The sequence below is a fragment of the Bradyrhizobium sp. UFLA05-108 genome (assembly GCF_059803455.1).
This window is the reverse complement of the sequence record NZ_JBANAZ010000025.1, coordinates 17,063-41,055: the sequence shown is the minus strand read 5'-3', so window position 1 is coordinate 41,055 and position 23,993 is coordinate 17,063. Positions and strand designations below refer to the sequence as shown.

Annotated in this window: 21 protein-coding genes; 15 read left to right on the top strand and 6 right to left on the bottom strand. The window is 56.1% G+C overall.

Annotated features, from left to right (window positions below):
- The first annotated feature begins 154 nt into the window (after nt 1-154).
- The 8 genes from rfbC (SO140_RS19560) to SO140_RS19525 all read left to right on the top strand — a co-directional run bounded on the left by rfbC (SO140_RS19560) (nt 155) and on the right by SO140_RS19525 (nt 8,427).
- Nucleotides 155-712: a dTDP-4-dehydrorhamnose 3,5-epimerase gene (gene rfbC / locus SO140_RS19560; protein WP_474799927.1), complete on the top strand. Its 558-nt coding sequence runs from the start codon at nt 155-157 to the stop codon at nt 710-712.
- Nucleotides 713-722: 10 nt separating this feature from the next.
- The gene (gene rfbB, locus SO140_RS19555; RefSeq protein WP_498540204.1) at nt 723-1,781 is read left to right on the top strand and encodes a dTDP-glucose 4,6-dehydratase; all 1,059 of its coding nucleotides are present in this window, start codon (nt 723-725) and stop codon (nt 1,779-1,781) included.
- Between the two features lie 8 nt (nt 1,782-1,789).
- Entirely contained in the window at nt 1,790-2,779 is a 990-nt protein-coding gene (gene rfbD / locus SO140_RS19550; RefSeq protein WP_449383043.1) for a dTDP-4-dehydrorhamnose reductase, read from the top strand.
- Nucleotides 2,688-3,566: a glucose-1-phosphate thymidylyltransferase RfbA gene (rfbA, locus tag SO140_RS19545; RefSeq protein WP_498542955.1), complete on the top strand. Its 879-nt coding sequence runs from the start codon at nt 2,688-2,690 to the stop codon at nt 3,564-3,566. The genes rfbD and rfbA overlap by 92 nt, the downstream gene beginning before the upstream one ends.
- A gap of 198 nt (nt 3,567-3,764) precedes the next feature.
- Entirely contained in the window at nt 3,765-4,955 is a 1,191-nt protein-coding gene (locus SO140_RS19540) for a DegT/DnrJ/EryC1/StrS family aminotransferase (protein ID WP_449383064.1), read from the top strand.
- Nucleotides 4,952-5,953: an SDR family NAD(P)-dependent oxidoreductase gene (locus tag SO140_RS19535; protein ID WP_474799932.1), complete on the top strand. Its 1,002-nt coding sequence runs from the start codon at nt 4,952-4,954 to the stop codon at nt 5,951-5,953. Before SO140_RS19540 ends, SO140_RS19535 begins: the two co-directional genes overlap by 4 nt.
- A 93-nt stretch (nt 5,954-6,046) precedes the next feature.
- Nucleotides 6,047-7,099, top strand: coding sequence for an NAD-dependent epimerase/dehydratase family protein (locus SO140_RS19530; RefSeq protein WP_474799934.1), 1,053 nt, complete (start codon nt 6,047-6,049; stop codon nt 7,097-7,099).
- Nucleotides 7,096-8,427, top strand: a complete 1,332-nt coding sequence (locus SO140_RS19525; protein ID WP_474799936.1) for a DUF4910 domain-containing protein — start codon at nt 7,096-7,098, stop codon at nt 8,425-8,427. Before SO140_RS19530 ends, SO140_RS19525 begins: the two co-directional genes overlap by 4 nt.
- 244 nt (nt 8,428-8,671) lie before the next feature.
- Here the strand turns inward: SO140_RS19525 and SO140_RS19520 are convergent, their stop codons facing one another.
- Both SO140_RS19520 and rfbC (SO140_RS19515) read right to left on the bottom strand, forming a co-directional pair.
- A complete protein-coding gene (locus SO140_RS19520; RefSeq protein WP_474799938.1) occupies nt 8,672-9,511 on the bottom strand; it encodes a thioesterase domain-containing protein in 840 nt (279 codons plus the stop codon).
- An 83-nt stretch (nt 9,512-9,594) separates the two neighbouring features.
- A complete protein-coding gene (gene rfbC / locus SO140_RS19515) occupies nt 9,595-10,125 on the bottom strand; it encodes a dTDP-4-dehydrorhamnose 3,5-epimerase (RefSeq protein WP_449383049.1) in 531 nt (176 codons plus the stop codon).
- Nucleotides 10,126-10,369: 244 nt separating this feature from the next.
- Between rfbC (SO140_RS19515) and SO140_RS19510 the strand changes: the two genes are divergently transcribed.
- The 4 genes from SO140_RS19510 (at nt 10,370) to SO140_RS19495 (ending at nt 14,291) form a co-directional block, all read left to right on the top strand.
- Complete coding sequence (locus SO140_RS19510; RefSeq protein ID WP_474799980.1) at nt 10,370-11,689, top strand: methyltransferase domain-containing protein; 1,320 nt, start codon at nt 10,370-10,372, stop codon at nt 11,687-11,689.
- Entirely contained in the window at nt 11,686-12,483 is a 798-nt protein-coding gene (locus tag SO140_RS19505) for a glucose-1-phosphate cytidylyltransferase (protein WP_449383050.1), read from the top strand. Before SO140_RS19510 ends, SO140_RS19505 begins: the two co-directional genes overlap by 4 nt.
- Nucleotides 12,480-13,133 carry a PIG-L deacetylase family protein gene (locus SO140_RS19500; RefSeq protein ID WP_474799941.1) on the top strand — a complete coding sequence of 218 codons (654 nt, stop codon included), beginning with the start codon at nt 12,480-12,482 and terminating at the stop codon, nt 13,131-13,133. The genes SO140_RS19505 and SO140_RS19500 overlap by 4 nt, the downstream gene beginning before the upstream one ends.
- A gap of 177 nt (nt 13,134-13,310) precedes the next feature.
- Nucleotides 13,311-14,291, top strand: a complete 981-nt coding sequence (locus SO140_RS19495; RefSeq protein WP_474799943.1) for an NAD-dependent epimerase/dehydratase family protein — start codon at nt 13,311-13,313, stop codon at nt 14,289-14,291.
- A gap of 193 nt (nt 14,292-14,484) precedes the next feature.
- On the opposite strand, the gene SO140_RS19490 is transcribed toward SO140_RS19495, so the two are convergent.
- On the bottom strand, nt 14,485-15,432 hold the full coding sequence (locus SO140_RS19490; RefSeq protein WP_474799945.1) for a 2OG-Fe(II) oxygenase family protein: 948 nt from the start codon (nt 15,430-15,432) through the stop codon (nt 14,485-14,487).
- A 531-nt stretch (nt 15,433-15,963) separates the two neighbouring features.
- Here SO140_RS19490 and SO140_RS19485 point away from each other — a divergent pair.
- A complete protein-coding gene (locus SO140_RS19485) occupies nt 15,964-16,731 on the top strand; it encodes a hypothetical protein (RefSeq protein WP_474799947.1) in 768 nt (255 codons plus the stop codon).
- A 389-nt stretch (nt 16,732-17,120) separates the two neighbouring features.
- Nucleotides 17,121-18,038, top strand: a complete 918-nt coding sequence (locus tag SO140_RS19480) for a hypothetical protein (RefSeq protein ID WP_474799948.1) — start codon at nt 17,121-17,123, stop codon at nt 18,036-18,038.
- A 655-nt stretch (nt 18,039-18,693) separates the two neighbouring features.
- Here SO140_RS19480 and SO140_RS19475 read toward each other — a convergent pair.
- From SO140_RS19475 to SO140_RS19465, 3 genes are all read right to left on the bottom strand, one after another.
- A complete protein-coding gene (locus SO140_RS19475) occupies nt 18,694-19,557 on the bottom strand; it encodes a hypothetical protein (RefSeq protein ID WP_474799950.1) in 864 nt (287 codons plus the stop codon).
- A 135-nt stretch (nt 19,558-19,692) separates the two neighbouring features.
- Nucleotides 19,693-20,601 carry a glycosyltransferase family 2 protein gene (locus tag SO140_RS19470; RefSeq protein WP_474799952.1) on the bottom strand — a complete coding sequence of 303 codons (909 nt, stop codon included), beginning with the start codon at nt 20,599-20,601 and terminating at the stop codon, nt 19,693-19,695.
- Nucleotides 20,602-20,643: 42 nt separating this feature from the next.
- Nucleotides 20,644-22,170, bottom strand: a complete 1,527-nt coding sequence (locus SO140_RS19465) for a lipopolysaccharide biosynthesis protein (RefSeq protein WP_474799954.1) — start codon at nt 22,168-22,170, stop codon at nt 20,644-20,646.
- A gap of 669 nt (nt 22,171-22,839) precedes the next feature.
- Here SO140_RS19465 and SO140_RS19460 point away from each other — a divergent pair.
- Complete coding sequence (locus tag SO140_RS19460; RefSeq protein WP_474799956.1) at nt 22,840-23,985, top strand: acyltransferase family protein; 1,146 nt, start codon at nt 22,840-22,842, stop codon at nt 23,983-23,985.
- Nucleotides 23,986-23,993: the final 8 nt, after the last annotated feature.

Genomic DNA, 23,993 nt, shown 5'->3' with positions numbered 1-23,993 from the left:
GCAATGGTTGGAGGCACGAGACTCGATGAGCGTAGGTTCGGAGATTCGAATGCATCAGATGCGACGCCTTTGCGTGACGGACAAATTTCGCATCGCAGATCTGGCCGACTTTCCCTCGGAAGATAGAGGGCCGGTATAATCGGAGGACGCGCTGATGCTGGAAATGCGATGTTTGGCGATTCCTGACGTCAAGATGATCCGAACGGATCGATTCCGCGACGCCCGCGGTTATTTTTGCGAGACTTTTCGACGGTCCGCCTTCGCGGAGAAGGGAATTCTCCACGATTTCATTCAGGACAACCAGTCGAGTTCGGACCGGATTGGCACGGTCCGCGGCTTGCATTTCCAGCGTCCGCCGTTTGCACAGGCCAAGCTCATCCGGGTGCTAAGCGGGGCCATCCTCGATGTGGTGGTTGATCTCCGACGCTCATCGCCCAGCTTCGGCAAGCATGTTGCGGTCGAGTTGGATAGCGAAGGCGGAGAGCAGTTGTTTGTTCCGAAGGGATTCGCCCACGGGTTCTGTACGTTGCAGCCAAAAACCGTGGTCTTCTACAAGGTCGATCAGGTGTACGCTCCGACTCATGACGGGGGGCTCTATTGGGCCGATCCCGCATTAGCGATTACGTGGCCGGTCGACGTGTCTGAAGCCCAGGTGTCACCAAAAGATCGAACGCTTCCTACGCTCAACCAGCTGAATTCGATCTTCGAATAACGGAGAGAGCATGCGTGTCCTAGTAACCGGCGGGGCGGGCTTCATCGGTTCTGCAGTGTGTCGGCAACTGATGCTGCAGCATGGAGCTTCAGTGGTCAATGTCGACAAGCTGACATATGCGGCCAACGTCGCCTCCTTGTCGTCGATCGCGGGGCTAAGTTCATATGCGTTCGAGCAGCACGACATCTGCGACCAGGCGGCCATGGACCTCGTGTTCACCAAATACGAGCCGACCTCGGTCATCCATCTCGCAGCCGAAAGCCATGTCGATCGGTCAATCACCGGCTCGGCGGAATTCATCAACACCAACATACTCGGCACGTATACTCTGCTGGAAACGGCCAAGAGATATTACGTTGGCCTTTCTGCTGCACGCCGGAAGCGGTTTCGCTTTGTCCACGTTTCGACCGACGAAGTGTACGGCTCGCTGGGGCCGTCGGATCGCTTTCGCGAAGATACGCCTTATCAGCCCAGTTCGCCATATTCAGCGAGCAAGGCGGCATCGGACCACCTCGCACTTGCCTGGTGCAGAACCTACGACTTGCCCACTATGGTCTCGAACTGTTCAAATAATTACGGGCCGTTTCAATTCCCGGAGAAGCTGATCCCACTGACCACTCTCAACGCAATCGAGCAGAAGCCGTTGCAGGTCTATGGCGACGGTAGCAACGTGCGCGACTGGCTCCATGTCGAGGATCATGCAGCTGGTTTGATCGAGCTGCTCTTCAGAGGCCAAATCGGAGAGAAGTACAATTTTGGCGGTGGCGCAGAACGCTCAAATTTGGACGTCGTCACCCAGATTTGCGATGTGCTCGACCGGCTATGTCCTGGTTTGTCGGCGAGGCGATCCCTGATCACCTTTGTAGCAGATCGTCCGGGCCACGATGCTCGTTACGCTATCGACGCGTCGAAAGCTCATCGCGAACTTGGCTGGCAACCCAAGAGAACTTTCGAGCAAGGCTTAGCCGAGACCGTTGGTTGGTATCTTAGGAATCGCGCGTGGTGGGAACGCGCACGCCTGGAAATCCACAAGGGCTCGCGCCTGGGGCTTCTGGTTGCCCAACATTGAGGTCGCAAATGACGGAAAGATCCATCCTAGTCACCGGTCGCAATGGTCAGCTAGCCAGGTGTCTTTACAATCTCGGTGTCGATCGCGGGCTGCCCGTGGTCGCACTTGGTCGTAAGGAGCTCGATCTTGCGGCCGGTCTAGCGATCGAAAAAGCCGTCGATTCGATTGCCCCCTCAATCATTATCAACACCGCCGCCTATACAGCAGTCGATCGCGCTGAGTCCGAAGTAGCGAATGCGTACAGCATCAACCGTGATGGCGCCGCTACGTTGGCAGACATCGCATGGCGGAGGAATATTCCGCTTATTCATCTGTCAACCGATTATGTTTTCGACGGTGCGAAGTCGGGCGTCTATGACGAAAGCGATCTTCCGGCTCCCATAAATGTCTATGGCGAGTCAAAGCTTGCGGGCGAAGCTGCCGTTCTAGCGGCGCATCCGCTTGCGACAGTGATCAGATGCTCATGGCTGTATAGCCCCTTTGGCACCAACTTCGTTCGAACGATGCTGCGGCTGTGCGAAACACAGCCGGTGGTAAGGGTTGTTCAGGATCAACACGGAAAGCCGACGTCCGCCTTGGATCTAGCTGCAGCGCTGCTCCACATTGCGGAACGGTCGGTAACGGTTGATCGCAGGGCAAGCTCCGGCATCTTTCATCTCGCAGCACAGGGCGAAACGACCTGGCACGGTTTTGCTGAGGCGATCTTTGATGGCCTCGCCCGTCGTGGACTTCAGGTTCCGAAACTCGAAACAATTACGACGGAAGAACACCCGACCGCTGCCCGGAGGCCGCCGAATTCGCGCCTGGATTCGTCCAAAGCCGAACGCGTGTTCGGGATACGGCTGCCGGTGTGGCGCCATTCTCTCGAAACTTGTCTCGATCAACTTGTCGGAGAAGGAGAAGCGGATGCTGAAAGGAATCGTGCTGGCTGGGGGCAGCGGAACGCGACTTTATCCGATCACGCACGTTGTCAGCAAACAGTTGCTGCCGATCTATGACAAGCCGATGATCTATTATCCGCTGTCGACGCTGATGTTGGCAGGAATCCGCGAGATTCTTGTCATCACCACGCCCTCAGATCGGTGTCAGTTCGAGCGCCTGCTGGGCGACGGCAGCCAATGGGGGATTCGGCTCAGGTACGCGGAGCAACCCCGTCCCGCCGGACTTGCGGATGCGTTCATTGTTGGTGCCGATTTCATCGGGAACGATCGCGTTGCGATGGTGCTCGGCGACAACATTTTCTTCGGCGACGGGCTAAGTGCACTCCTCGCCAGAGCTGCGGGTCGTGAGGAAGGTGCAACGATTTTTGCCTATCACGTGCGAGATCCTGAGAGATATGGCGTCGTTACCTTTGATGACGCCGATCGTCCACTTCAGATCGAAGAAAAGCCAAAGGTTCCGAAATCGAACTGGGCTATCACGGGCCTCTATTTCTTCGACAACCGCGTCGTGCGATATGCACAACGTGTCGAGCCCTCGGCACGGGGCGAGCTGGAGATCACCGATCTGCAGATGCGCTATCTGTTGGCCGATGCGCTCCACGTTGAGCGGATGGGACGAGGCTTCGCCTGGCTGGATACCGGCACAGTGGAGTCGCTGATTGACGCGGCGATGTTCGTGCAGACCATTGAGAAAAGGCAAGGGATGAAGGTTGCCTGTCTCGAGGAAGTCGCCTTAAGGCAGAGATTCATCGATCGCGACCAGGTCGTCGCGCTGGCGAGATCGTTAGAGAAAAGCGGCTATGGGACGTATCTAAATGAGGTCGCGCATATCGACCGCAGATAGAAAATGAGTGCCGCACAATCCGGCGTCGTCTGCGGCGCCCCCAGGACTGAATCGACAATCCGAACGGGAAACCTGCGGGACGGTTCGAAAATCTGCCGTTAATACTATCTGTCGCCAGATTATTACAATTTATTTGATTTAATGATAGTGATACATTAAATTATTAAATCATATAGAACGACGATCGTGGTAGCTGAATTGATCCCGTTCCTGGACCTGAAAGCACAAGCTCGCACGATCGGGCCGGAGATCGAAGCCGCGATAGCGTGTGCTATCGCAAGTGCGCAATCTGCGCGCGGGCTTGAGGTTGGCGTCTTCGAGGCGCGCTTTGCCGATTATTGTAGCGTCCGCTATTGCCGAGCCGTCAATAGCGGCGCGACGGCACTCCATCTGGCATTGTTGGCGGCCGGAGTTGGACCGGGCGACGAGGTGATCACGGTGTCAATGAATTCCGCTGCAGCAGCGGCTGCCATTGTCCGCCGGGGCGCTACGCCGATTTTCGTTGAGGTCGATCCAGTCACGTGGACGATGGACCCGGCCTCGATCGAGGCGGCAATCACACCGCGGACGAAGGCAATAGTGCCGGCCCACCTACATGGACTCATGGCCGACATGGACCGAATTATGTCGATGGCCCGCCGGCACGGTCTCATTGTCATCGAGGATGCGGCAGAGGCCCACGGCGCCGAGTACAAGGGCCGGCGAGCTGGTTCGATCGGGGACCTCGGTTGTTTCAGCTTCTACCCCGACAAGAATCTCGGAGCGTATGGCGAAGCTGGGGCCGTGACGACAAATCACCCCGAGTTTGCCCGTCGGATATCACGGCTGCTCGATTGGAAGCAGGGCGACAACAGTGATCAGGTTGTCCCATCATCATATGACGACCGCATGGATGAAATTCAAGCTGCCGTGCTGAACGTTAAGATGAACCATATTGAGTTCTGGACCGAAGCTCGTCGGTCCATCGCCATGCAGTATGATCGGGTGTTGTCGGATAGGTCACTCGCGCATCCGCAGCCATCCAGCCATAGCCGACATGTCTATCATGTATACGCCGTCAGGTTTCAATGTCGTGATAAGGTGATCGAGAAGCTACGCGACGCTGGGATTGGGGTTGGTGTTCACTACGCTATCCCGGTCCATCTACAGAAGAAATACGTCGAACTTGGATATCGAATTGGCGATCTCCCGGTGACCGAGAGACTTGGGCGGGAATTTCTCTCGTTTCCGATCTATCCGGAATTGTCGCCGGACCGAATCACTTCCATCGCAGCCGAACTGAAGACGATCGCGGGATCCGAAGCTCAAGTGTTCCGCGATGATGGCGCATTCCAGAAGAAAGTCGTTGCGACAAGGCCTAACAGGTTAGCAGCAGGAGAGTGGTGTTGATTGACCTCAAGGGTAAACGCGTTCTCGTTACTGGTGCCGCCGGGTTTATCGGTTCGCATATCATAGAATTGCTGTGCGACGAGGGCTGCACCGAAATCGTCGGGCTCGACAATATGTCGACTGGTCGACCAGAGAATCTTCGACGGCCGCTGACGAGAGGGCCGGTGCGGCTGGTCGACGGGGACCTACGCGATAGCCAATTGGTAGCGGCGCTGGTCAAGAGCGCCGATATCGTCTTTCATCAAGCGGCACTACGAAACTCCCATTGTGCCGCCGAACCGCGGATGGCGATGGATGTCATGGTAAATGGCACCTTCGAGCTGCTTGAGCTCTGTGTGAAGCACGACGTCGAGAAGGTCATCGCGGCGTCGTCGGCGTCGGTATACGGCATGGCTGAAGAGTTTCCGACGACCGAGCGTCAGAATCCGTATGGCAACCGGACGGTATATGGAGCTGCGAAGGCGTGTATTGAAGGACTGCTGCGTGCTTACAACGATATGTATGGCCTTGATTATGTCGCGTTCAGATATTTCGACGTCTATGGCAGTCGGATGAATATCCACGCACGCTACACTGAGATGCTAATTCGGTGGATGGAGCGGCTGGAAGTCGGAATGCCTCCCGTGATTTTTGGCGACGGCCAAGAGACGTTGGATTTAGTACACGTACGCGACGTCGCACGTGTCAACATCCTTGCTGCGCGGGCAAGGGTCAGCGACGAGGTGTTCAACGTCGGAAGCGGCATCGAAACAAGCATCGTGCAGCTCGCTTCAGCACTCGCATCAGTGATGGGGCGTAGCGAGGTAGTTCCGCAATTCGCACCCGAACGCTCGGCGAATCCGGCTCCGCGCCGCTTGGCTGCCACGGGCAAGGCGGAACGTCTTCTGGGCTTTCGCGCCACGATCTCACTTGAGCGGGGGCTATCTGATCTTGTGAAGTGGTGGCGCGCCGAACGTGGGTTCGCGGCCGCCCGTGAGCAACAGGGGATAGCTTCGTGAGTTCGCTGACTGTCGACGGTCGAGCGTGCGATGCTTGGCCAGGACGCGTGAGGCAGCCCCGTTCCTGAAAAGACACTACTTGGAGAGGAAGAAATGCGAGTTGTTGTAACTGGACATCTTGGCTACATCGGTACCGTCTTGACCCCAATGCTGGTCAGCGCTGGCCACCAAGTGACCGGATTAGACAGTAATCTCTATTCTCGATGCACATACTCGGCAGGCGGCTCGATTCTCGATGTCCCCACGATTCAGAAGGATGTCAGAGATGTGGAGGTGGCTGACTTCGTCGGCTATGATGCAATACTGCATCTTGCTGCGCTGTCGAACGATCCGCTTGGAAATTTGAAGCCTGAGCTGACGGACGAAATCAACCATCGCGCAAGCGTTCGAATGGCTGCGGTAGCCAAGCAGGCCGGCGTGCAGCGCTTTGTATTTGCCTCTTCATGCAGCAACTATGGGAAAGCCGGCGATGAGATGATCGACGAGACCGCCGCTCTCAATCCCGTGACGGCCTACGGCGAATCCAAGGTCGCGTCCGAACAAGGTATATCGACACTGGCCGGAAATGGATTCTGTCCGGTATATCTGAGGCCCGCAACGGCATACGGGCTCTCACCGCGGCTACGCTTCGATATCGTATTGAACAATCTGGTTGCGTGGGCGTTCACGACGGGGAAGATTCATCTGAAGTCGGATGGCACGCCGTGGCGTCCGATCGTCCACATCGAAGACATTTCAAGAGCGTTCATTGCCGCCCTGGAGGCGCCGGCCGAGGCTGTGTTCAATGAAGCATTCAATGTCGGCCAGACCGCCCACAATTATCGAATTCGAGATTTGGCCGAAATCGTCGCGAGCGTCGTGCCGAATTGCAGGATCGAATTGGCCGACGGTGCGGGTCCAGATGCGCGTTCCTACCGGGTGAATTTTGAGAAGATCGGGCGCAAGTTGCCGGGATTCCAGCCGCGCTGGGATGCCCGAATGGGAGCTGAGCAGCTTTACAGGGCCTATCGTTTGTCCAACGTGACCTTGGAAGAGTTCGAAGGAGCGCGATATCAGCGGATTGGCCATATTCGGAAGCTCGTCCGCGACGGAGTGCTTGATCGGGACTTGCGCTACGCGAAGCAGCATCTTCAAGCTGAAGTATGAATGATCATTTGAAGTTGAACGAATTGCTTCTGAGCGAAAATATTGGCGAAGATCTGTTCGCCTTTGCTGCGGAGATATACCCGATCTGCCGTAGCATCACCGGAGATGGGGTACGGAAAACGCTGCGTGCGGTCGGCACGCATATCGATCTTAAGATCCACGAGGTACCAACTGGAACCGCGGTCTTCGACTGGGTCGTCCCCCGCGAATGGAATATTCGCGATGCGTATATCAAGAATGAGCGGGGCGAGAAGATTCTCGACTTCGCTCGGTCAAATCTGCATGTCATGAGCTATAGCGTGCCGGTGCGAAAGCATGTCTCGCTGAGCGAGTTGAAGCAGCACGTCTACACGTTGCCGGATCAACCCGACCGGATCCCTTATCGAACATCATATTACGCGGAGAACTGGGCATTCTGCATGAGCCACCGCTTGTTTGAGGGGCTCAGAGACGAGACCTACGAGGTCGTCATCGACTCGACCCTCGAGGACGGATACCTGACATACGGCGAGTATCTGCACGAGGGCGAATCCGAGGATGAATTTTTGCTCTCGGCCCACGTGTGCCACCCCTCGCTCGCCAACGACAACTGTTCCGGCATCGCGCTGCTGACACAGCTTGCGAAGCGGATGAAGGGACTGCCGACGCGATATACTTACCGGTTTCTGTTTGCGCCTGGTACGATCGGCGCGATTACGTGGCTAGCGCGCAACGAGGATCGGTGCCGACGCATCAAGCACGGGCTGATCGTTTCCATGGTTGGAGATGGTGGCGGACCAACCTACAAGAAGAGCCGGCGCGGCGATAGCGAGATCGATCGGGCGGTTATCCATGCGATGCATCACTCCGGGCTGACGCCGACGATCCTTGACTTTTCTCCTTACGGCTATGACGAACGCCAGTATTGTTCGCCCGGATTTAACTTGCCGGTAGGGCTTTTCCAGCGCAGCAAATTCGGTGAAATTCCTGAGTACCATACGTCGGGCGACAATCTCGATTTCATTGCACCCAACCACTTGTCCCTGTCGTACCGCCTCATTGCCGAGACAATCGATATCGTGGAAAACAACGGGGTGTATTGCAACACACTGCCGAAATGCGAGCCCCAACTCGGACGGCGCGGACTCTATGGACCGGTCGGCGGGGACAAGGGCGCTGTAGCTGCCAACATGGCTATGCTGTGGATACTGAACCTTTCTGATGGAGCGCATTCGCTACTTGACATTGCCGAGCGTGCTAATTTGCCATTTTCTGCAATCGGGGGCGCAGCGCAACAACTGTATCAGAGCGGGCTCTTGAGGCCACTGTTCGTTGCTCAACCAAAATAGATGCTTGGGTAACGATGCCAGCTCCAATCAGTATGCAAGTGGAGCGCTGGTCTGGATGAGAGAGAGTCGCCGAGATCGTGACGCAGGGCTTTTTTCGGGGGCACCGCCCAACACGCCGCGTCATCTCTCGGGTGACCGGAATCCGAAGCACGTCGCAAATAGGTCAAACGAGAATGAGGGAAACCGCATTGCGGTCGAGCCGGCGGCTCCACTGCAAAGGCCGAGATGGTTGAAAATCCCAAGCTCAAGGGGGCGGTAGGCAGGCCATAAGAGCAGAGTCGAGGGCCGCGGCAAGCTCATTGAGCGATGCGCTGTCAGTCACGATGCCGACATGGGTGCCAACTATCGACCGGCATTCGATGTCAGCAGCCATTCCCTGCCAGAGCTCGGCCGGGCTACAACCGTACGCATCGTGATTGTCGGCCTCGAACGAAGTGATCTTTCCCGCATAATACCTTGGACGGTATTCGGCCATCAGTGCTCTGCAGTGTTGTTCGATAGCGCTCATCGACTCCACCGGTGTCGTCGAGGTGGGTCGAGAGGCAGGCATTTGTCGTCTCAGCAAGCGATAGACCAGTCGCCGAGAGCGTTGGAAAAACGTCGGAACGACTTGGTTCAGTGGTACTCCGACAAGGATCGCGAGATGTCGGTAGATCAGGTGCGCTTGTGAGCGGAGAAAAATACGCGTCGGCCAGAAGCGTTGGTCGAACCGAGTATCGATTAGTCCTACCAGCCCAATCTCCTCTTCCGACTGCCGAAGCAAGCGCGCAACCTCGATCGCGACTAGGCCTCCAAACGAATAGCCAACAAGGTGATAGGGCCCGCGAGGCTGAAACGCGCGGATTGCAGAGCAGCAGCGATCCGCCATAATTTCGACCGTCGAAGGTAACTTACCGTGACTGTCGCCTCGACAAAAATCGATGCCAATCGACGCTCTTGAGTTGCGTATGCGCGATGCCAGTGCTGAGAGGCCGTGGGGGTTGCCGTCGCCTCCGCAGAAGAGGAAAAGCGGCGCATCCGCTGCGCCCGTTCTCAACTGGACCAGAGAGCCGGAGTTGGCGTTGAGCTGGAGAATGGCCGCCATAAACCACCATTTGATTCAAGAATTTGCGTTGCAATGCCAGCAAGAAGCCGACTGAGTTGACCCTTGTACAAGGCTCGTGCGCTCTATTGGGAAAAATCAGGCCAATGCAAATCCCTCTCGGAAATTTCCGCAATCGCTAGCGGCCAATTCAGTCCGAACGCCGGATCGTCGTAGCGAATGCCGCGGGCGAAATCAGGCTGGTATGGCGTGGAAATCAGGTAGCTCACCTCGACATCATCGCAAAGCGTCTGGAACCCGTGCGCGAACCCCTTCGGAATGTAGAGTTGGTCGCCGTTCGCGCTCGACAGCTCAAATCCCTGCGAATTGCGATAGGTTGGTGAGTCGGGTCTGATATCGATAATAACGTCAAAGATGGCGCCTCGGGTGCAGCGGACCAATTTTGCCTCGCCGTACGGGGCGTTCTGGTAGTGCATGCCGCGCAGAGTTCCCTTGCGCGCGGAAAATGAAATGCTGTGCTGCGGATAATCGGCCTCGAGTCCACGGGCCACGAATTCTTCGACACAGAAGCTGCGAGCGAAGAAGCCGCGTCTGTCGTGCGCCGGCTCAAGTCGTAGGAGATAGGCTTCATGGAGCTCTGTAGGGCAAAATTCCATCTGAATGACTGCCTTTGGATTACCAAACCTGGGAGGAACCTTCTGCTCATCCCGCCGTCCCGCAGGCTTTGTCTTCTGGCGAGAGCAGGCGGAAGATGGTTTATTTGGTGATTTAATTAACAAAAATAGCGCGCTTATTATTGCAAAACCATATTTAAATTTAAATGCGGGTGTGTATTATAGGACAGTGTTCATTTCTGGCTTAAGGTTCAAGGCCGGCGTTGGAGCAGGGCGTCGAATAGTGATGTTTACCAGTCAAGCAGAATCAATCCAGGTGGCGACACGCCAAACCGCGAAAGTGAGCATCGATACGTCTCCCCGGGGGTGTTGTCGCCTATGCGGCGCAAAGCTCGCAACGACGTTCATCGACCTTGGGATGTCGCCGCTGTGCGAGAGCTTCTTGCCTGGCGATCAACTCGATCAGATGGAGCCCTATTTTCCGTTACGCGTGCTCGTGTGCGACGGCTGCTTCCTGGTGCAGTTGCAGGAGTACGTCAAACCGGCGCACATATTTACGGAGTATGCGTATTTCTCCTCATACTCCACCTCCTGGGTTCAGCATGCGCGTCGCTATTGCGAAGCGGTGGCAGCGCGGTTTGCTCTCGGGCCCAAGAGCAGGGTAGTTGAGATTGCGAGCAACGACGGATACCTGCTTCAACACTTTCTGCCGTTGGGGATTCCCGTTCTCGGAATCGAGCCAGCCGCGAATGTGGCCCAGGCCGCTCGGGGAAAGAATGTTCCGACGTTGGTTGAGTTCTTTGGGCTGGATCTTGCCCGGCGCCTTGCGTTGGAAGGTGGCAAGGCCGATCTCATCATCGGTAATAATGTGCTGGCGCAGGTGCCCGATCTCAACGACTTCACGGCCGGAATGGCTCATCTTCTGGCGGCGAATGGAGTTGTCACACTTGAATTCCCACATCTTGAGCGCTTGATCGAGGAAAACCAGTTTGACACCATTTACCATGAGCATTTCTCGTATTTTTCGCTCGTCACCATCGATCGCCTTGCGCGCAGGCACGGCCTGAAAATATTTGATGTCGAACAACTTGCAACACACGGAGGATCGCTACGTGTGTATCTGTGCCATCAGGACAGCAGACACGCGATAGCTCCGCAGGTTGATGGCTTGCTCGCTCGCGAGCGAGAAATTGGACTTGAGGACATTGCGAGCTACGCCAGATTCGCTGCAAATGTTCATCGCACCAAGCGCCAGCTCCTGTCATTTCTGATCGAGTGCAAGGAGAAGGGTGCAAAGATCTGCGGGTATGGCGCCCCTGGCAAAGGCAACACGTTGCTCAACTACTGCGGGATCGGCACAGATTTTCTCGACTTTACCGTCGACCGCAATCCCTACAAGCATGGACGCTACACGCCCGGAATGCACATTCCGATTCGTCCGGTTTCCGCGATCGACGAGGCGCGGCCAGACTATCTCTTGATCTTGCCGTGGAATTTGAAGAGCGAAATCGTCGGACAGATGCGTCACGTGAGCTCTTGGGGCTGCAAGTTGGTGGTGCCCATTCCGAATGTAGAGGTTATCGATCCGCGAGAGTTTGCGCCATGAAGGTAGTTCTGTTCTGCGGAGGACTTGGTACCCGGATCCGTGAGTATTCGGAGAGTATCCCGAAGCCGATGATACCGATCGGTCATCAGCCGATCCTCTGGCATGTCATGCAATACTACAGCCAGTATGGACATCGGGATTTCGTTCTGTGTCTTGGCTATAAAGCAAACGTGGTGAAGGACTATTTTCTGAACTATAAGCAGGCGGCAAATACTGACTGCGTAATCTCCCATTTTGGCAAGAAGGTCGAATTGCTGGGCGCCCGGCCGCCAGATTGGCGCGTGTCACTCGTGGACACGGGAATATGGCGCAACATTGGTCAGCGTCTGCTTGCGGTCCGCCATCTGGTCGAGGACGAGGAAATGTTTCTCGCCAATTACAGCGATGGACTGACCGACGCACCGCTCCCGCACATGATCGATAGCTTCCGGAAGAGCGGCAAGATTGGCTGCTTCATCGCCATACACCCGCCAATCACATTTCACCTTGCTGAATTTGATGAGAATGGCACCGTTCAGCAGATACGTGCGAGTCAGGAATCCGAGATCTGGATCAATGGCGGATATTTCATTTTCCGCAAAGAGATATTCGACCACATCCGGGAAGGGGACGAGTTGGTAGTTCAGCCATTCAAGCGCCTTATCGAGCGCGGCGAGCTGATGGCATACAGGTATGAAGGATTTTGGCGCGCCATGGATACGCTCAGGGACAGGCAGGTCCTCGAGGAGATGATCGAGCGTGGCGATACGCCGTGGCAGCTCAGCAACCAGGTTGCGGTCGCGGTGAATTCGTGAAGACGCTTCAGATCGCTGGACGGGGTGATCGGCTATCGGTGCTATGCTTGGGGGCGCACTCTGACGATATCGAAATTGGTGCGGGAGCAACACTGCTTAGCTGGCTGGACCAAGGCATTCGCCTCGACGTTCATTGGTGCGTTCTCAGCGGTGCTGGCGAGCGGGAACAGGAGGCGATAGCGTCCGCCAGTGATTTTCTGCGGGAGGCCGCGAGCAGCAAGATCGAGGTCATGGCCTTTCGAGACGGCTTCTTCCCTGAGCAGGGTGAGAAGATCAAGGTCTGGTTCGAGGAATTGAAAGACCGAGTTGATCCCGATGTCATCCTCACGCACCGCAGCGACGACGCACATCAGGACCATCGTCAGCTCGCTCGTCTTGCCTGGAATACTTTCCGAGGCCATCTCATCCTAGAGTACGAGATACCCAAGTGGGATGGCGATATGGCGAGACCGAATCTATATGTGCCGGTGTCAGCATCTGCAATTCAGCGCAAAGTAGACTTGCTCGTCGCGCACTTCGGCAGCCAACGCTCGAAGCAGTGGTTCGATGCCGAAACTTTTCTCGGCTTGGCACGGCTGAGGGGGATGGAGTGTCGGGCGCAGGAACGCTATGCGGAGGCGTTTATCGCGCGCAAACTCTCGCTGGCTTGATCGGTTGGCACCCAGGCAAAGGAGCAAAGGTTGAGCCCGGATCTGATGGACCACAGCAACTTCTGCATTGGTGGGGATGCCGTTGTTTCGACTCGTCGACGCGCTCTATCTCTCGTTCGAACATGATCGTTTTGGGAACCGGTTTCGACTTTCCGGCTCAGGCTCCAGGGTGCAGCTATGGAAAAGGTACTGGTAACTGGAGCACGAGGGTTCATTGGGGCGCAGCTGTGCAGGAGGCTGGTGGTTTCCGGCGTAGAGTTGCACGCGGTCTCGCGTCAGCCGCCGGTCGATGTAGTGGCCTGGTGGCGATCGATTGGTGGAGATATGAGCGATGCTCCGCGCGCCGCTACGATTCGTTGGTGGAACGCGGATCTGATCGACCTGCGGGCAACGCAAGAGCTGATCCGGACCGTCCTGCCTGACAAGACTTATCACCTTGCTAGTCTGGTGACGGGGTCGCGCAGCCTCGACGTGGTGCTGCCGATCATGCAAAGCAACTTCCTCACCGCATTCAATCTTCTTTTTGCTGCCGCTGAGAACGGCGCCGGCCGGATTGTCTTTGCAGGCTCGCTAGAGGAGCCGGACGAGGTGGATTCCGTGCCTTGTTCGCCATATGCCGCCGCAAAAGGAGCCGCGGCCGCTTACGCGCGAATGTTCGAAGCGTTGTACAAGACCGAGGCCGTCATGACGAAGATCTCGATGGTTTACGGGCCGGGGCAGACCGACCTCACAAAGCTGGTCCCTTATGTCACCACCGCCTTTTTGCGCGGCGAGCGCCCCAAGCTGAGCAGCGGTTTTCGGCTTGTTGACTGGATCTGCGTCGATGACGTAGTCGACGGCCTTGTCGCGTGCGCGTACGCATCGGGCGCCAACGGTCGCACGGTTGACATCGGGTCGGGCCAGGAGTGCTCGATCCGGGAGCTTGTTCAGGAGTTGAGACAATTGATTCCGGGTGCCCCCGAACCGCTGTTCGGGGCCGTTCCGGATCGACCTCTTGAGCGGCCAAGGGCAGTCGATCTGATTGCTTCCTACGAAGCGATCGGCTGGAGCCCGTCGACAATGCTGCACGAGGGCCTGCGGCGCACGGTCGATTGGTATAGATCACGCCTCGCCACACCTCCGGACAGAGCGGGCGCACGAGACCAACTCTTCGGCTAGAAAGTCTGTCGCTTTAGCAGGCAACGTCGGCGCGGGTGCGTCATACGAAATCTGACCCGCGGAATCGGCTTGGCCTGTAGTGCCACTACGAAAATGCCGCGGGGTGCGAAACCTATCTTGGCTGCTATTACGAATCGACCCGGCAGGCAAACGGCACTGCCGGTTGGAGTGATCAGAGGCGCGGCACCAGATCCTATGAAGCCCGACTTTCGGCGCCTACGGTCTTCGGAGCGTAGACCAGTTCTCCGCCGGCTTCGGTGCCATCATCATAGAGTGCAATGACGTTCTCGGGTATTCGCGACAGATCTGTGCAACGGAGATAGTCCCGCATGACGGTTCCGGTGCATGCGGAATCAATATTCGGCGCACCTCGTTTTCCGGCGGCGTCGTCCAAATGGACGGTCCGGAAGTCAATACTGAAGCGGGTTACGCCCGATGTGTTGGGTACGCTTGAGTGCATTTGCGCCGCGGAGAACAGCAGGACGCCGCCCACAGGGCAAATGAGTCGAGTCTGGGGGTCAAGCTCCATCGGTTCGGTTGCGCGTGGCAGCGGACGCGGGTCACTCTTGATGAGCTTCGCAATGCTTTCCCCGCGATGCATCTTGTTCCATACATAGTAGTTATAGTCGGAAGAGCTGTTCTTTACGGGCTTCGTCCAATACCGCGGGTGAAATGCCATGGCGTTGTTCGATTCGATATCATAGATCGGCAGCCACCAGTTGATCTGGCAGGGGGGAGCCGAATACCAGGTATCTCGGTGAGCGTGCCAGGCGAGTGCAATACCGGTCGTGAGATAGTTATCGCTCGTGGAGCTGCGCATTCGAGGTACGTCGAAGAAGGTCTTCTCCGAATCGCAGCCGAAATCTTCCAAAACCGCCTTGAGGTGACGCTTCGATTCCGGATGGTGAATGAAGGCTGGTTTCAACTTTCCGAGAATGTCCGCGTAACGCTCGACTTCCATGTTCTTTTGAGCGGTTCTCGGATCGAGCCCGCCGAACGCGTCTTCGATCATCGACCTCGCAAAGTTGGTTAGAGCAAGAACGCTCGGCCGGGCGCCGTAAACGAAGAGTTGCCCATCGTACAGTTGCTGGCGTCGGATATCGTCGGAAACGTTCGAGTCGAAGAAAACGGTGTTATTCATGAGGCGCGTCTCCTCGATTGCCGATTTAATAGATCCCGATGGAGGTGGTATAAATCAATGTTTAAATAAATCAATATTTAAATTAGTCTTGTTGAAAATTATGTTAACCTCAGTCGCGCATGCAAGGGGTCTTTGGGTCAGTCAGACAGATTGATGTTGTTCTTATTGAGTATTTTCCGGTCGGGTGAGCTCGATCTTTGGCTGGAATAGCGGCGCCTCGTGGTGCTGGGTAACGGCACGGACATCACAATTGATGTTGTCATGGAATAATAAATATAATAGGGCTATATTAAATGATCAATTTGTTGCAAGGCACACACCATGTCATCTGCAGATAAGCGTCCGTTGCGCCCAGGCGATGTTGTTGAGGTCCGGTCCGCGGCGGAGATTCTCGCGACGTTGGACAGTGATGCCGCTCTTGAGAAACTGCCGTTCATGCCTGAGATGGCCCGTTATGCGGGACGACGCTTCACGGTAACTCGACGTGTGGACAGGATTTGTGACACGATCGCGTCAACCGGAAGCCGTCGCATGTCCGACACGGTCTATCTCGACAGTCCCCGCTGCGACGGGGCAGGTCACGATGGCTGCCAGGCCGGCTGCTTGTTTTATTGGAAGGACGCTTGGCTTCGTCGCGTTGATGAAAAGTCAGGTGTAGTCGATGAGAGCCATGAGGCCGCCGCCAAGCTTGATCGTCTCACGCAGGCGGGAACGCGTACAGTGCGCGAGATCGAAGGCCAGCGATCCGAGGTGTGGCGCTGTCAGGCAACCGATGCCTTCAAAGCCACCACGGAGCTGAAAAAGTCTTATCTTCCACAGTACTGGCGTGAATTGACGAACGGCAATTTTGGCTCTCTGCATTTCGTCCGCCTTTTAGTGCGGGGGCTTATCTTGGAGCTTGCACGTCGTGTTGGCCTGCTCCGGCCGCTACCGTTGCGAGGCCCAGGAAATTGTACCAAAGGGGGAGCGTCAAGTGATCTCCAGCCCGGTGATCTCGTGCAAGTGCGGTCGCCAACCGAGATTGCGGCCACACTTGACGAGAGTGGTCTGAATCTCGGGCTTTCCTTCGACCGTGAGATGCTTCCCTATTGCGGCCGAACGTTTCGCATTAGGGACAAGGTGCGACGTATTGTGGATGACAAGACTGGTCGCATGCTCAAGATCAAGGACTGCCTCATCCTTGAGGGCGCCGTCTGTTCTGGCGAGCGCACCCCCGGCTGTTGGTTCTGCCCACGTCAGATCTATCCCTTTTGGCGCGAGGCATGGGTCCGCCGAGTCGCGGAGTCAAATCGCCGGTGAATGCAGAGCGACCTGTTTTGGATGTCGGTTTCTGAATGTTCGATGCCGCACGTCCGATGGTCGAAGTGCTCACCTGCAATGGCTCAACTGCGCGTCCGAGAGATCCGCTGAAACCGGGAGGGCATACAACTCGCGATACATGCGCCCCGGTGAGGTCTTTAGTCCCGCGCAGGATCGAGGCGCCGCCTGGACGCGGCTTGATCGATTTGGGTACGCGCGCGCGATTTACAAGCCGCTCGTCCGTACGAATGATCAGTCCACGGAGAGCTAGTTCTGTGGTGAATGGCCAGTCAGTCCGTTCGGAGGAAATGAGAACGCGTTGACTGGACCCGCCGGTATCGTAGATCCGATCATATTTCGCGACGTTCTCGAACGCGTGCCCGAACGCCATGGACAAAATCAATAGACGCGTGCTGACGACTGGTCTCCTCTCCGGCGCGATGTCCGTTGTCACGGCTGGCATAGCACAATCTCCCGTGCCAGCCCCTGCTACGCAGTTTTCCGGCTTTCCCGATGAAACTAATACGGGACCGGTCGCTCAAACGATATTTCAGGACCACATGGGCAATTACGAGGTCCGCACAGACAACGCTGTGGTCAGCGGGCTGCGTGTGACCGGGGCGATTGTGGTCCACGCCAATAACGTTACGGTCCAGAATTGCATCGTCAACGGCTCCGGCCAGCTTTGGTGCGTTGGTGTGCCAGGCGAGCTCGGCAACAAGGATCTCAAGGTTCTGAATTGCAGGCTCTATGGCGTGCCGGTTAAGGATAACCGCGACGCTTCCCTCTTGCTGGATGGTGTATACAATGCCATCGAAGTCGGGTTCTGCGAAATCTATGGCTGCGAAAACGGAGTCGACGGCGGCGGCTCACTCTACATGCACGATAACTACATCCACGACTTTGCCGATTGGGGCGAAGATCACGACGACGGCCTGCAAACGTATGGCTGGGATCATACGGGCGGCCTCCGAGTGATCCATAACACCATTGTCGGCATCGAGACGGGCGGCGCCTTCTCGCCTACTCACTGGCAAGGGGCTAGCTCATGCCTCGCCTTGTCCGAAGGCCAATACGACATGACCATTGACGGCAATCTCTTCTTCGGTGGCAGTTATACCATATATGGCCCGTCACAGCACGGCGCGTCTCCGGTCAACGTCCACGTCACCAACAATCGCTTCTCGAGACGCTATTATCCGAGGTGTGGAGCATATGGAACGCACTCCGGCTTCAACCGCAAGGCGCCGGGTTTCCTATGGTCCGGCAACGTTTGGCATGAGACTGGAGCGGTCATACCGCCGTGATGTTCGTGGCGTGTGGCAAAAGACCGCGCGAAGGTCCGGTTGGATTTCCGCGGCCCGGCACCGCACATTGTAAGCCCGACGATAAAACAAGCTTTCCTCGTCGTGGCCCCGCTGGCTTTTGCTGCAGTTCGAAAATCTCTGATGGGAGCTGCGGCGGGGTATCTCCTCTCGCGGCCTTATAGCCATTGACCATCCCGCCATGCCGACAATCCGTGCGGTCCCGCGGCATCTGCACCTGACGGCCTCGGACGCGTTCGTCGACATCGGGTGCGGCAAGAGCTGGGTGAGCTACCAGGCAAAGCAGCTGATCGGGATGATCTGTCCGTGCCGTCGTGCCGGGAGGCCCGGGCCAACCTGCAACGGCTGCGCGGCCACGCGCTCCGATTGTGATGGATAAGATACTGCGCAGGACTTTAAGTAGGATGCGAACTCGGATCAAAGAAACTCTCACAACCCTTAAAGATCATCTCTCTCTCTCGGAAGGATAGCCACGTTTCTTTGATGTTGGTCGACAGTGACAAACGGCGAAGGACTCCGGATCCGCTTTGAAAGCGCCAATGCTCGCAACTCTTGCGGTCATTATGGTATTGTCGCGTTCGGGCACGCCATAGTAGTCGCATCGTGGCAAAGTGCAAAAGGCGACGACGTGTTTCGGTCAATCTTGCGACATTGCCATATAGCGGACGGTCTTTGGCGACGTTGCATGGCCCGTGGTGGGGTAACGATAGTAGGAACCGTTTCTGTAAAGGACTTCAATATTGGTTGGGACGTCTGCGAACCGCGGCATATGTGCTGTCTTCACGAAAAATGCATTCACTCCGTTGTCGTTGCAGCCAACTAGTGCATAGCCTGCCGGTGAAAATATTCTTACCCAACTTTGAAGGGAGACGCCAAAATAATCGTCACCTTGCGAACGATGGTCTTTATCGTATGGCATTTCAAATTCAACTCCCGGAGGAAATTTTGCGTTGTATTCGACGATGAATACATCGGGTGCGAGGCCTAGAGCGAGAAGCGCTCTCAGGATGTGTCCGTCATTTCCATCCAAGTCGACCACGGCTACGCGGATGTCCGGTAAACTTTTGCGCAGTGCCGCAAGACCTTCGTCTACCAACGCGGCAACGTTATCCTTTGTGATCCAGCGCTGCAAGAACACGAGACGCGCGCCATCTATAGGCAGTTGAAACGCAAGGTCCTCTCCACCGATCCAAATACCGCGCCATCCCAGTGCAAGCAAAATAATCGTGTTGTTTTCTGTCCCGTCACCTACACCTAATTCAAGAAAGGTTGAGCGTTGGGTGATATCAATTCGACGCAGAATCTCCAGTAAGATTCCGTCTTCGTCATTTTGGGAAAAGTGTCGCCGTCCATAAGCCAGAAGCGGATTAGCGATGATTGAATTTTGGAGCGGCAAATTTGCTCTGCGCAATTCGCCGATTATCGGCCTCACGATAGAGTCGACTAGGCGGTTGACAAGTTTATGCGCTCTTCCGATCAGCCGGTCCTTAATGCGCTTCATCTATAAACTCTCTGCTGAGGTTGGATCAAAATTCCAGTGGCCCGTTTCCCTCGGTCTGGCTCACGGCATCAATGATTGTGGCAGGAAGTCTTGAAAAAACTCACCAAACGTCTTTCATTTAATTGTGCTGGACTTTCAGTAAAGTGGCAGCAATTGTCGGAATATTCGATGTCGCCCCTGGGAGATTCCTGAGCGCGCCAGGCGGATCTGCTCTTTGATCCAGAAGCGCCGAAGCGCCGATTTGCAACGTCGCAGCTGCGCATCGGAGAGATCCGCTGCAACGGCGAGGGCATACAATTCGCGGTACAGGCGGCGTGGGGAGGTCCTCAGCTGTTCTGCCAGTACGGGGTCGAGACGGCGCCTGAAGGCCGCTTGATCGACGCTACGGGGATATTCGCGTGTGCGGTTTGCAAGCCGCTCCTGCACGTGGATGACAGGGCCAAGGAGCGCGAGTTCGGCGCTAATCAACCAGTCGGTCCGCTCCGAGGGATGGGGAAAGGGAGTTCGAATGAGGCAATCCCGGCGATAGACGCCATACACCGGATCGTATTTCGCGTCTCCGGCGTGGAAGAACCACAACATGCGCTCGAAACGCTGAGCCGGATCCGGCGAGTCCGGGACCTCGCCCCGATACTCTTCGTATCGGGGCGGCCGGCCAGGCGTGTGTATCGTGAACCACGTGGTTACACCGGTCGCGTCGGGGCGGCTCTCAAGCGCACGAACGCAAGTGGAAAGGCAACTCGGTTCGAGCCAATCATCGGCACTGATCCAGCGGAAGAAGGTCCCTCGGGAAAGGTCGAGGGCACGCCGCATGTTCTCGTGCAAACCGATGTTGGTCTGATTAACGTTGATCCTAAGACGCGGATCGGCGCACGCGTATTCCTCGAGCATTCGCGTCGTTCCGTCATCCGAGGCGTTATCGCTGATGACGAGTTCAAAATCAGTAAAGTCCTGAGACAGGATCGATTCGATGCAGCGTCCGACGGAGTGTCGGCCATTACGTACAGCGAGCCCGACCGAAAACTTGGGAGAGTTCGTGGTCACCGGAGTTCCTATGGAGTCACAATACTGGCGGAATGAGGCGCGCTACGTGCATAGATGTTTGTTCGTTGTTTCGGAGTCCATGAAACCAGCCTCAGTTGGAGTCTTGGCCGAAGGAGTAGAGCCTTTCAATCCCCTCAGAAGGTCGAAATAGAGCGTCTTTTGCCCCAAGGCGAACAAGAAGATCACAAGATAAAATATGACCATGACAACGCTTGCCGTCAGAAGCCGCAAGAGCGGCGACTGCAAGTAGCCTAGATTCATCATATAGAATTCAATGCCAAGGGCAAAGGCGGCGGCCACGATGCTCGCAAGGAACGGCCGGCATGTCGCTAGTAACACGTCCCAAGGGGAAACCACTGTATTGTGCAGCGACCAGAAAACATGCGGCACCAGCCACACGGTCATCGCAGCCGAAAAGGCGAGCGCGACGCCATTGGGACCATAAGGCAGTCCAATCAGATATGCGGTCATGACGAGTGGAGCGATGACAAAGGCAATTCTTAAACTTCGTACCTGCAGCCCAACGGATTGGATGAGCCAGCCTGTAGGATTGATAACGCCGAGCACGAAGATGGTCGGAGTCAACAAGCGAAACATCGTTGTCGCATCCGTCCACTTCGGTCCAAGAGCAACAACGACTATGTCGTCTGCAAAAAAGGCTCCGAAAACGGAAACAGGCACGGTTAACGAGGAGACAAGGGAGTAGCCCTTCAGAAAGTAATTCCTGAGACGTACTGGGTCATCGTGGAGCCGCGATATTGCGGAAAACACGACACCACCGACTGCCGTATGGAGATTGCTGGTTGGTACATTGATGAGTTGGTACGCTCTTCCATAGAGTCCGAGCGCATCGGCGCCCCAGAAGCGGCCCAAAAGCAGTTTGTCAAGATTATAAGCGAAATACATCACCAGGTTGTTCAGAGTGATTGTGCCACCAAAGCGTAGCATCTGGTAGATCCCAGCGTTGCGGCGCGGCATGCCCGGCATCCAGCCAGTGCTCGCCCACATCAAGGCGGTATTGATGGCCGGCGCGGCAATCGTTGAAACGACGAGAGCCCAATACCCGAATGCACCGAACGCCATGATTAATCCGAGCGCGAAGCTTGCCAGTAGGGAAAGTGTTTCAGCTATGGCAAGGGCGACGTAACGCAATTGGCGTTGGAGCAGCGCAGAATGCTGCACTCCGCCCGCGCTGAACACAAAGCCCACACTTAGGGTCACGGTAACCCAGAAAAGCCGGGGTTCGTGATAGAAGGAAACGAGAACCGGAGCTGTCGCTGAGCACAGAAGACAGAGTACCGTCCCAACAAGGATATTGATCCAAAACAGTGTCGAAATCTGTTCGCCGGTGATGCTGGCCTTTTGGATCGTGGCCGACGAAAGGCCGGCTGTCCTAAAGATTTCGAAAAACCCCGTTAAGATGGTCGCCATAGCCACCAATCCGAACTCCTCCGGATCCAGCAATCGCGCCATAATCATCATGAAGCTGAGGCGAAGGACCAGATTTGCTGCTTGGCCGCAGAGCCTGGCCAAGCCACCGCGAACTGCTCGTTCCTTGAGATCTTTCATTTCTCTCCTCGGAGAGATCCAACATTGGGCAACTGCACTAGGGCGGTACGAATCGTCATTGTCCTGTCTCTCAGTTCGCGGTCATGCTCGAACTGATGCAAACCAAGAAATCGGCAAGCACGGCGATCCAACTTCATGCGAACTCGTTCGGCTCGGCTTCACGGCGGCCCCTCTCGGTCGCCCCGCGCAGCACATTCGCAGGCGGCAGGCGCACCGTGGATTTCCGCTATAATGGTCGAGACCGATCCAATTATCTAGCGTGTGATATTTAAATTTATTTGATATCTCGGTATATTACCATTTCGATGATGGCAGGAAAAAACCGGCTTTCAAAGCCGGGATCGTTGTATGGCACTGAAACATCTTCGCAAATTCCGATCGAGGAGACCGTCCCTCAATCGGCGGGAAAACGATCGGGCCCCTCACTAGTTAATATCCTTGTCTCGCGGGGGAGGCGCGTATTAATATGTTTAATATTAATATCGTTACTTGTCTATTTTGCCGGCCGCCGGCCTTCGAGGAACTCTGCTCGGTCTGGGATCCGAACGGCCCATTTGAGAAGTTCGAAATGGCCTCGACTTCGGCAAGCCCTCAGCGCAGGGCAACTGACATTGAAATGGCAGGGTGCGCTCCCGCGCCGATCATCGACCTGGTAGAAGAGGTGCGCGCTTGACCATCGAGGACAGATTGGTTCTGACCTCTTTCAGAGGGCCTGGTTTCGATCACGTGCGGCTTGTCGCGGCAATTATCGTGCTCCTCCATCACTGCCGCGGGCTTCAATATCCCGATGTCCGAGACGATCCTCTATTGCATTATAGCGCGGGGTACATGGATTTCGGCCGCTTCGCTGTGGTCATCTTTTTCGCCATCAGCGGCTTCCTGGTGACTCCCGGCTTGCTGCGCACGGCGAGCGTTGTGTACTACGCACTGCATCGGAGCCTTCGGATATTTCCTGGTCTGATCGTCAACGTCGTACTGACGATGCTGGTACTTGGTCCAATCCTCACAACGCATTCTCTGACGTCCTACTTCAGAGATCCTCAGACGTACCTCTACGCCAAGAACATCTTGACCCTGATGGTGAACTATTTGCCCGGCGTGGTCGCGAGCGACGGAACCCCGGCGAGCATCAATGGCGCGCTTTGGACCCTGCATTTCGAAGTTCTCTGCTATATGCTCCTGGGCCTCTTCGGTGTCCTTGGCCTGTTGAAACGACGCAGGCTCGTTTTGGTGTTTTGGTGCGCGTCCTATGCAATCTCCATCGCGATCGCGCTCAGTCCGTCATTCGCCGCCGCCTTAGGCGGCCGTTTTCCGATCTTCGTGAGCCTATTCGTCTATTTCGGATGCGGCGTCGTGCTATACCTGTTTCGCGCGCGCATTCCGTTCTCCCCCGTGTTGGCGTGTACCACGTTGGTCGTACTCGTCGGGGCATTGCCCCTCGGCGGAGGACCCTTCGTCATGCCAATCTGCCTGCCGTACCTGATGATGTTTTGCGGACTTTCCGCTCTGCCCGGGAAGGTCTCGCTAAAACATGACCTTTCCTATGGCGTGTATTTGATTCATGCACCGGTCCTGCTTGCGTTCAGTCTAACATTTCCGAATATGCATACATGGTGGATTGGCGCTGCGGTTGTCTTCCTCGTCACCCTAGTCCTGGCCTACGCCTCTTGGATCTTTGTCGAGGGCCCGGTGTTGAGCAAGAAGAAGACGGTGTCGAAGTGGGCTGAGCGCTGCATCGAATCGCTTAAGCCACTTCTCGGATCGCGTACTCCGACCCGGACGGCTGCTGAGAGAATTGGAAAACTGCAAAGCTAAACGTCAGC